The organism is Gemmatimonadota bacterium (assembly GCA_026706845.1).
Taxonomy (GTDB): domain Bacteria; phylum Latescibacterota; class UBA2968; order UBA2968; family UBA2968; genus VXRD01.
The window spans coordinates 1-8,387 of sequence record JAPOXY010000151.1; the positions used below are offsets into that span (position 1 = coordinate 1).

An 8,387-nucleotide genomic window follows, 5' to 3' on the forward strand; every position below is an offset into this window, starting at 1 on the left:
TGGGTAACCTCACCAATCTCAAGCACCTGGCTCTTAACAACAATGCGTTGAGTGGTTCGATTCCAATAGAATTGAGCAACCTGTCCAGCCTTGAGGAAATGAATCTTCACGATAACGAGTTGACTGGCTCAATTCCAGCAGAATTGGGAAACTTGTCCAGTCTTAACGCACTGAATATTTGGAATAATCAGTTAAGCGGTAGTATTCCAGAGGAATTAGGGAACCTATCTAACCTTGAGCGCCTGGAGCTTTGGGACAATCAGTTGAGTGGGGAGATCCCCTCAGAATTGGGTAACCTGTCCAACCTCACCGTCCTGATTCTTGGCGTTGGCGACAATGCGTTGACTGGAGAGATCCCACCCGAATTGGGCAACTTGTCCAACCTTGAGGTACTGAAACTTGACGGCAATGCGTTGAGCGGTGAGCTCCCATCCGAATTGGGCAACCTGACCAACCTTAAGGAACTGAATCTTTGGGGCAATCCGTTGACTGGTGCACTTCCCCAAAGCCTGACAATGCTGACAATGCTGGAGAACTTTCACTTTGGAGGTGGAGGATTATGTGCGCCGTCTGATGCAGCCTTTCAGACATGGCTTCAGGGTATTGAAGATGTCAACGGCCCGACTTGCCCCCCACCAGGCCAGCGCGAGGCATTGGTGGCGCTATACAATGCAACAGATGGAGACAATTGGACGAATAATGACAATTGGCTCACTGACAACGACATTTCCTCATGGCATGGCGTCGAGGTCTCTGACGGTTCGGTGACAGGATTGCACCTGGGGGGGAATAATCTGACAGGAGAGATCCCAACTGAATTGGACAACCTGACAAACGTGACTTTCCTGAATTTTGGCGGTAATCAGTTGAGTGGCGCCATTCCAACTGAATTGGGCAACCTATCCAATCTTACTTATCTGTGGCTTAACGGTAATCAGTTGACTGGGCAGATTCCATCAGAATTGGGCAACCTGACTAATCTCACTGATCTGTGGCTTAACGGTAATCAGTTGAGTGGGGAGATCCCAATAGAATTGGGCAATTTGACCAATCTTACAGGACTAATTCTCTGGGGCAATCAGTTGACTGGTGGAATACCCGTAGAATTGGGTAACCTGACAAACCTTGAATACCTGGATCTTGTTGCCAATCAGTTGAGTGGGGAGATCCCATCTAAATTGGGCAACCTGACAAACCTCATCTTCTTGGGGCTTCGCGGTAATCAGTTGAGTGGCTCTATTCCAACGGAATTGGGCAACTTGACAAATCTTGAGGTATTGAAGCTTGACGATAATGCGTTGAGCGGTGAGCTCCCATCCGAATTGGGCAACCTGACCAACCTTAAGGAACTGAATCTTTGGGGCAATCCGTTGACTGGTGCACTTCCCCAAAGCCTGACAATGCTGACAATGCTGGAGAACTTTCACTTTGGAGGTGGTGGATTATGTGCGCCATCTGATGCAGCCTTTCAGACATGGCTTCAGGGCATTAAAGATGTCAACGGTCCAACTTGCTCACAATAGGACGCACTCGGACGGAGGACAGACCGTTAGAGTCAGGCTCCGCTACACAGCTTAAATCATAGCTTGCTTCTGCATGATTTAAGCAGGGACCGCGATGACGGCGATGTTAATTCAGAGCCAAAAAAAAGGCCGTAAGCGTTGCTCATTTTCAGCAAAAACTTGCGGCCTTTTAAAAAATGAAATTGCCCCTCAGGGATTCGAACCCCGATACCTGGAACCAAAATCCAGTGTCTTGCCATTAGACGAAGGGGCAATACTATGTCGAGGGCTAAATATAAATTTTTAGCCTATTAGAGGCAACTTTCTTTTTAGAAATTAGCGGACAGCGATCAGATAGAACCTTCTGGATCGCGGCTCAACTTCATACCGCGATGACGGTTGTTACCACTTCCCACTTCATACTTTTTACTTCCCACTTCTCATCCTCGCCCAGGTGTCGCGCAGGGTGATCGTTCGGTTTAATACAAGCTTTTCATCTGATGAGTCTGGATCGACACAGAAATAGCCCAGGCGTTCGAATTGGACCACGCTGCCAACATCTGCGCCTTTCATGCTCGGCTCGACATAACAGGTTGGACGCACTTCCAATGAGTCGGGATTTAAGTTGTCCGTAAAATCCTGTCCATCTTCCGTTCGGGTTGGGTTTTCCGTCATGAACAGCCGATCAAATAATCGCACTTCGGCCTCCAGTGCGTGTTTGGCAGATACCCAGTGCAGAGTTGAGCGAACCCTGCGTTTATCGGGTGTTGTGCCGCCGCGACTTTCTGGGTCCCAGGTGCAGCGCAGTTCGATTATGTTGCCGTCATCATCTTTTACAACATCCTGACAAGTGATATAACACGCCGCGCGCAGTCGCACTTCGCGTCCAGGGGCAAGACGGTAAAATTTGCGCGGGGGATCTTCCATAAAATCTTCCCGTTCGATGTACAATTCCCGGGAAAAAGGCACGGGACGTGTGCCGGCATCGGGGTCTTCGGGATTAATCATCGCTTCAAATGTCTCTTCTTCGCCTTCGGGATAGTTTTCAATGACCACTTTTAAGGGGTCAATCACGCCCATTACCCGGGGCGCGACTTTGTTCAGGTGTTCGCGAATATAGAATTCAAACAAATCTATTTCCGCGGTTGTATCCCGCCGGTTCATTCCCACGCGCCAGATAAAATTTTTAATGGCTTGCGGCGGTATCCCGCGTCGTCGCATTCCCGAAAGCGTGGGCATGCGCGGGTCTTCCCATCCGTTTACGAGACCGCGCTCGACCAGTTGGGTCAACATGCGCTTGCTGGTCAATGTGTAGGTGATATTCAACCGCGCAAATTCGATTTGCCGCGAGGGGAAAATTTCCAATTGCTGGATGTACCAATCGTACAGGGGGCGGTGTTCTGCAAATTCGATGCTGCACAGCGAGTGCGTGACTTGCTCTATGGCGTCGGATTGCCCGTGTGCCCAATCGTACATTGGATAAATACACCATTTGTCGCCTGTGCGATGGTGCGATGTGTGTTTGATCCGATACATGACGGGATCGCGCATGTTCATATTTGGCGATGCCATATCGGCTTTTGCGCGCAATGTACACGCGCCATCGGGAAGTTCTCCATTTTTCATTCGCTCAAATAGATCGAGATTTTCCGACACGGTGCGATTGCGATAGGGGCTGTTTTTCCCCGGTTCTGTCACTGTTCCGCGGTATTCGCGTATTTCCTGCGGACTCAAGTCGCAAACATAGGCTTTTCCCTGCATAATGAGTTCCACTGCATAATTGTAGAGTTGGTCAAAATAGTCAGAGGCAAAGTACAATCCGTCGCCCCAATCAAAGCCCATCCATTTCAAATCTTCCTGGATAGACTCGACGTATTCGGTGTCTTCCCGGTCTGGATTGGTGTCGTCAAACCGGAGATTGCACTGGCCGTCAAATTCCTCGGCGAGGCCAAAGTCCAGACAAAAAGCCTTGGCATGGCCGATGTGCAGATAGCCATTTGGCTCTGGGGGAAAGCGCGTTACGATTTTTTTGTGTTTGCCATTTTTTACGTCTTCGCGAACAATTTCACGGATAAAATCCGTTGGTGCGTCTTCGGTTGTTGCCATTTTAAGACCTTTTGGGTTTTAGTTGTTAGTCTTCAGCTTTTTTACTTCACAGTGAACTGGTCTGAACGGCGACCAGTTATACACCGTTTCACCTGTTCTACTACCTGATCTAGAGGCACATCTGTGCGGTCATTTTCATGTCGCAATTTCATCTCTATCTGTCCATTTGCCAGGCCGCGCGATCCCACGGTCAAGCGTATTGGAATGCCGATTAAATCCGCATCGTTGAATTTTACGCCTGCGCGTTCATCGCGGTCGTCGAGCAAGACATCCAGTCCCGCGGCCTTTAGTTGTTCATACAATTTTTCGGCGGCTTCCAGTTCTCCTGCGGGTTTTCTGCCCGTCAGGACGACGATTTGCACCTCAAAGGGCGCGACCGATATCGGCCAGATAATGCCGTGGTCATCGTGATGGGCTTCGATAATACACGCCAATAATCGGCCCACGCCAATGCCGTAACACCCCATGAAGAGGGGCTGCATTTTGCCGTTTTCATCCAGGACCTTCGCGCCCATGCTGTCGCTGTACTTGGTGCCGAGCTTGAAGATATTGCCCACTTCAATGCCGCGCGTGCTGTCGAGCGGGGTTTCGCATTCTGGACAGGGCATGCCTTTTTCTACGGCGATGAGGTCTGTGACGATGTCGGGATCAAAATCGCGTCCCACATTGACATTTAAGTAGTGATACCCTTCCTCATTTGCTCCCGATACAAAATTTGTTCCTTTTGCGATGGCTTCATCTACGACTACGATTGCATTTTTCACAGCCATTGGCGACGCATATCCGGGGACTGCGCCGACTGCGGTGATTTCCTCGTCTGTTGCTGGGCGCAATGCCTGCGCCTTTACTACGTTGGCGAGTTTGGTTTCATTTAATTCGCGATCGCCGCGCAGTACTGCAAAGATAAATTTTTCTTCGCCGCTTATTGTGCCGATTAAAAATACGGCTTTGGCTGTCTCGCTCTGCGGTACGTTCAAAAACGACGCGACTTCTTCGATGGTTTTGCAATTGGGGGTCGCCACTTTTTGCAGGGGTTTTTCGCTTTCCGCTTCAATGGTTTCTCGCTTATATGTCGCTACCTGTCGATTGGCCTGATAACCGCATGTATCGCATAAGAGCAGGGTGTCTTCGCCGCCCGGGTTTAAGTACATAAATTCATGCGCTTCTGTTCCGCCCATCATTCCCGGGTCGCTTTCTACTGAGATGACGTGGTCACCCAATCCCGCGCGCTCAAATATCCGCTGATATGCCTCGTACATGCGCGGGTAATACGCATCTAAACTCGCCTGGTCGATGTGAAAGCTGTACCCGTCTTTCATCGTAAATTCGCGTACGCGAATCAATCCGCCGCGGCTGCGCGGCTCGTCGCGGAATTTGGTCTGAAGCTGAAACGCGCTCAAGGGCAATTGTCGGTAGCTCTGTACCATGTGACGCGCCAGGTCGGTTACGGCTTCTTCGTGTGTCATTGCCAGACACATGTCGCGGTCTGCGCGGTCTTTCATGCGCATCATTTCCTGGCCCACATCGTTCCATCGACCACTCTCGTGCCAGATTTCCGCAGGTTGTACTACGGGCATCGAAATTTCAAAGCAATCTGCGCGTTCCATTTCTTCGCGCAAAATCTGTTCGATGTTCCGCTTCACGCGCAGTCCCAGCGGTAAGAAGCTAAAAATTCCCGATGCCAGAGGACGAATTAGCCCCGCGCGCAAAGCCAACTGGTGACTGATGGCTTCTGCATCTGCAGGCACCTCGCGCAGGGTTTGTGTCAATAATTGAGAGTAACGCATTTCTATTCCTTTAGAAAATTCTCGGGAAAATATAAACAAAATACGGGAATTAGAGCCAAATATTGTGTTCTGTTTGAAATTGTGGACGATTTGGCATTGCATAAAGTTTCACGATGGGCGTCCAAGTGCGATTAACAGATCTGGACGATTCGAGCCGATGGCGTCAACTCCCAGATCGATAACACGCTGTATCTCCTCAACCGTGTCGGGGTTCCAGGCGCGGATCAGGAGGCCGTGTGCATGGGCTTTCTGAACGAGCTGGGCGTCAATATTTGGATGGAGGATGTGTATCCCTACCGCTCCCATATCGATAGCCTGTTCACACGCATCAGATGGTGGATTCGACCACAACGCACCCAGTGCCAGGCTCGGATTAAGCTGGCGCGCTTCGCGTAGCCGCTCATGGACAAATGAGGTCAGAAGTACCTCGCTTTCTATATTATTTCGCTCAACCGTCCGGACGACTGGCTCGGCGGTGTCGGGTCCTTTCAGTTCAATCTGAAGGACCACTTTCTCGCGCACCAGGTCTATGACTTCCTGTAGTGTCGGAATGCGCTCTCCTTTACCGGCGTCCAACCGCTTGATTTCCTCTAACGTAAAGTCGGCGACCGCACCCTGTCCATCGGTCGTTCGATCTACGGTGGTATCGTGAATGACGACGAGGTGCTGATCGCGTGTGAGGTGTACGTCAAGCTCGATCTGATCGACGCCGAGATCTATCGCTTTTTGCATGGATAGCAGCGTATTTTCAGGTTCGAGTGCTGCTGCTCCCCGGTGTCCTGTAAGAATCATTTGAGTCCTCTCTTCCATAAATTTATCCGATTTCGACTATCAACCCATCTTCGCCGACCATGACTTCGCCGCCGTATTCTTTCCGAATCTGGTCGCCCATGCGATGCACAGCTTGTAGATCACCCGTGATATCTTCGATTACCAGATGCTTGATTATCACGCGTTTTACATTGGCTGCGGTTGCGATTTCTGCGATTTCTGGCGGTGTAATATGCCACGATCCCCAGGGTTGGGTCGCCAGGAATTCAGCGGTGCCCGAGCATTCTATGGATAACAAGTCGGCATTTTGACAGAATGCCGGGAATTCCGCATCGGGATTCCCATCGCCCGTAATTACGACGCGGTGATTTCTGGTATCGACGCGATAGACGAGCGTGGGGATGCCGCCGTGGTCTGTGAATGTTGCGGATAATTGAAAGTCGTCCGTGGATAAAAATTCGCCTTTTGCCCCGATCTCAGTAACTTCGGGATCGAGTACACTGTCGTCTTTTCCATGCCCAATTCGACTTTGAATATCCTGCTCAAAGGGCGGGCGAATCACATGCGATACAAAGTGTTTTGTCCCGACAGGACCATAAATTTGAAGGGGTTTTTTGCGTACCTTCACCCATCCCACAAATACGAGATAGGGGACATCGACGATGTGATCGAAGTGCAGGTGGGTCAAGAATAGTCGATCTATATCTTCGCAATTCACACCTGCGCGCGCCAGGTTTGTACACGCTGACCGACCGCAGTCAAACATCCAGTTTTCATTGCCGATTTGCAATAATTGCGATGGGCCGCCGCGATTCGGGTTGTCGCGCACCGCGCCGCTGCCGAGCATGATATATCGCATGGTTAGATCCTTTAGAACGGTCCGTTGACGGGAAATTCGGGTTTTTGTCCGTTGAGAACGCGCACGATATCCGCTGCGACCATTGCCATTTTTTGTATTGATTCAGACGAGTGGCCGGAATAATGGGGTGATAAGAGTACGTTGTCGAGTTCGCACAGGGGATTGTCTGGGGTTGCGGGTTCACTTTCAAAGACGTCGATGATCGCCCCTCCAATTTGTTTGTTCTGGAGTGCGGTTACGAGTGCTTGTTCGTCGATAACTGGACCGCGGCTGCAATTGGCGATAATGGCGTGGGGTTGCATGCGGGCGAGTGTGTCGGTATTGATGAGGTGATGCGTGCTGTCGAGGAGGGGGACGTTGAGGCTGATATAGTCCGAGGCAGAGAGGAGTTCGTCCAATTCTACGCGGCGCACATTCAGGCGGTTTTCTTCTTCTGTAGATGCGGGAAATTCGTCAGTGTAGATGACGTTCATTCTGAAACCGAGGGAGCAAATTTCCGCAAGGCGACGACCAATGCGACCAAAGCCGATAATGCCCAGGGTTTTGTCGAGTAATTCGGGGGCGTGTACGCGGTCTCGGAGTGCCCAGTCGCCAGAGCGGGTCGCGGCATCGGCCTGACCAATTTGGCGCGGCAGGGCAATGAAGGACATGGCGATGTATTCGGCGACGGCTTCAACGGGGGCGCCGGGTGTGTTGACGACGTAGATACCGCGCTCGGTGGCGGCGTCAACGTCGATGTTATCGACGCCAATGCCGTGTCGACCTATGACTTTGAGGCGCGGTGCCCGGTCCATTACGGGTCCGTCTATGATGCCCCGAGCGCGTGCGAGAATGCCATCTGCGTCTTTGATCGAGGCAATGATTTGATCGGGTTCAAATCCTTGTGCCCAGAGGATTTCGCAGTCGTTTTTGAGAAGGTGATCCTGTCCACAGGGATGTACGGGTTCAAAGAGCAGGATGTTAAATTTTGCCACAGTGCGTCCTTTCTATTGTTGTTTTTGCGAAAAATATAGTGTATATCCAGAGTGTGATTTTGTCAAGGTGTGAGGAATTTATTTTTTTAGATTCTGCCTTGCTTCGTTTTTGGGTTTTATATATATTTCCCTATCTATGAGGCGACCCCGTCGTTCAGTGGTTAGGACACCGGGTTTTCATCCCGGCAACGGGGGTTCGATTCCCCTCGGGGTCGCCATTAATGTGCGTGTATTATTCAAAGGGTCGTGACTTCACGACCCTTATTTTATTTGTGGATGAATGAGATATAAAGACTATATTGGGGAATGGTCTGTTTGTTGATCAATATTCCAAATAGAGAAAGGAGTTCTTTTGACAATTGCACCTCTTCTTTCACCCGATGCTTTT

General features: G+C 50.5%; 6 protein-coding genes and 2 tRNA genes. 2 read left to right on the forward strand and 6 right to left on the reverse strand.

Annotation, left to right across the window (positions count from 1 at the left end; all coding sequences use genetic code 11):
• A partial coding sequence (locus OXG87_14585) for a leucine-rich repeat domain-containing protein (protein ID MCY3870776.1) occupies positions 1 to 1,523 on the forward strand: 1,523 nt, incomplete at its 5' end.
• 182 nt (positions 1,524 to 1,705) lie between these two features.
• Here the strand turns inward: OXG87_14585 and OXG87_14590 are convergent.
• The 6 genes from OXG87_14590 to OXG87_14615 form a co-directional block, all read right to left on the reverse strand.
• Positions 1,706 to 1,776, reverse strand: a tRNA-Gln gene (locus tag OXG87_14590).
• 152 nt (positions 1,777 to 1,928) lie between these two features.
• Positions 1,929 to 3,608 carry a glutamine--tRNA ligase/YqeY domain fusion protein gene (locus OXG87_14595; GenBank protein MCY3870777.1) on the reverse strand — a complete coding sequence of 560 codons (1,680 nt, stop codon included), beginning with the start codon at positions 3,606 to 3,608 and terminating at the stop codon, positions 1,929 to 1,931.
• Positions 3,609 to 3,649: 41 nt separating this feature from the next.
• Positions 3,650 to 5,395 (reverse strand): proline--tRNA ligase, encoded by a 1,746-nt coding sequence (locus tag OXG87_14600; protein ID MCY3870778.1) that lies wholly within the window; start codon positions 5,393 to 5,395, stop codon positions 3,650 to 3,652.
• Positions 5,396 to 5,503: 108 nt separating this feature from the next.
• The gene (locus OXG87_14605) at positions 5,504 to 6,187 is read right to left on the reverse strand and encodes a glycerophosphodiester phosphodiesterase family protein (GenBank protein ID MCY3870779.1); all 684 of its coding nucleotides are present in this window, start codon (positions 6,185 to 6,187) and stop codon (positions 5,504 to 5,506) included.
• A gap of 22 nt (positions 6,188 to 6,209) precedes the next feature.
• Positions 6,210 to 7,025 carry an MBL fold metallo-hydrolase gene (locus OXG87_14610; GenBank protein ID MCY3870780.1) on the reverse strand — a complete coding sequence of 272 codons (816 nt, stop codon included), beginning with the start codon at positions 7,023 to 7,025 and terminating at the stop codon, positions 6,210 to 6,212.
• A gap of 11 nt (positions 7,026 to 7,036) precedes the next feature.
• Positions 7,037 to 7,999 carry a hydroxyacid dehydrogenase gene (locus OXG87_14615; protein MCY3870781.1) on the reverse strand — a complete coding sequence of 321 codons (963 nt, stop codon included), beginning with the start codon at positions 7,997 to 7,999 and terminating at the stop codon, positions 7,037 to 7,039.
• A 143-nt stretch (positions 8,000 to 8,142) separates the two neighbouring features.
• Between OXG87_14615 and OXG87_14620 the strand changes: the two genes are divergently transcribed.
• Positions 8,143 to 8,217 (forward strand) — tRNA-Glu (locus OXG87_14620).
• The last annotated feature ends 170 nt before the right edge of the window (positions 8,218 to 8,387 follow it).

Coding starts and splice junctions, on each gene's coding strand:
- OXG87_14595 (MCY3870777.1), bottom strand. CDS start 3,608: ATGGCAACAACCGAAGACGCACCAACGGATTTTATCCGTGAAATTGTT.
- OXG87_14600 (MCY3870778.1), bottom strand. CDS start 5,395: ATGCGTTACTCTCAATTATTGACACAAACCCTGCGCGAGGTGCCTGCA.
- OXG87_14605 (MCY3870779.1), bottom strand. CDS start 6,187: ATGATTCTTACAGGACACCGGGGAGCAGCAGCACTCGAACCTGAAAAT.
- OXG87_14610 (MCY3870780.1), bottom strand. CDS start 7,025: ATGCGATATATCATGCTCGGCAGCGGCGCGGTGCGCGACAACCCGAAT.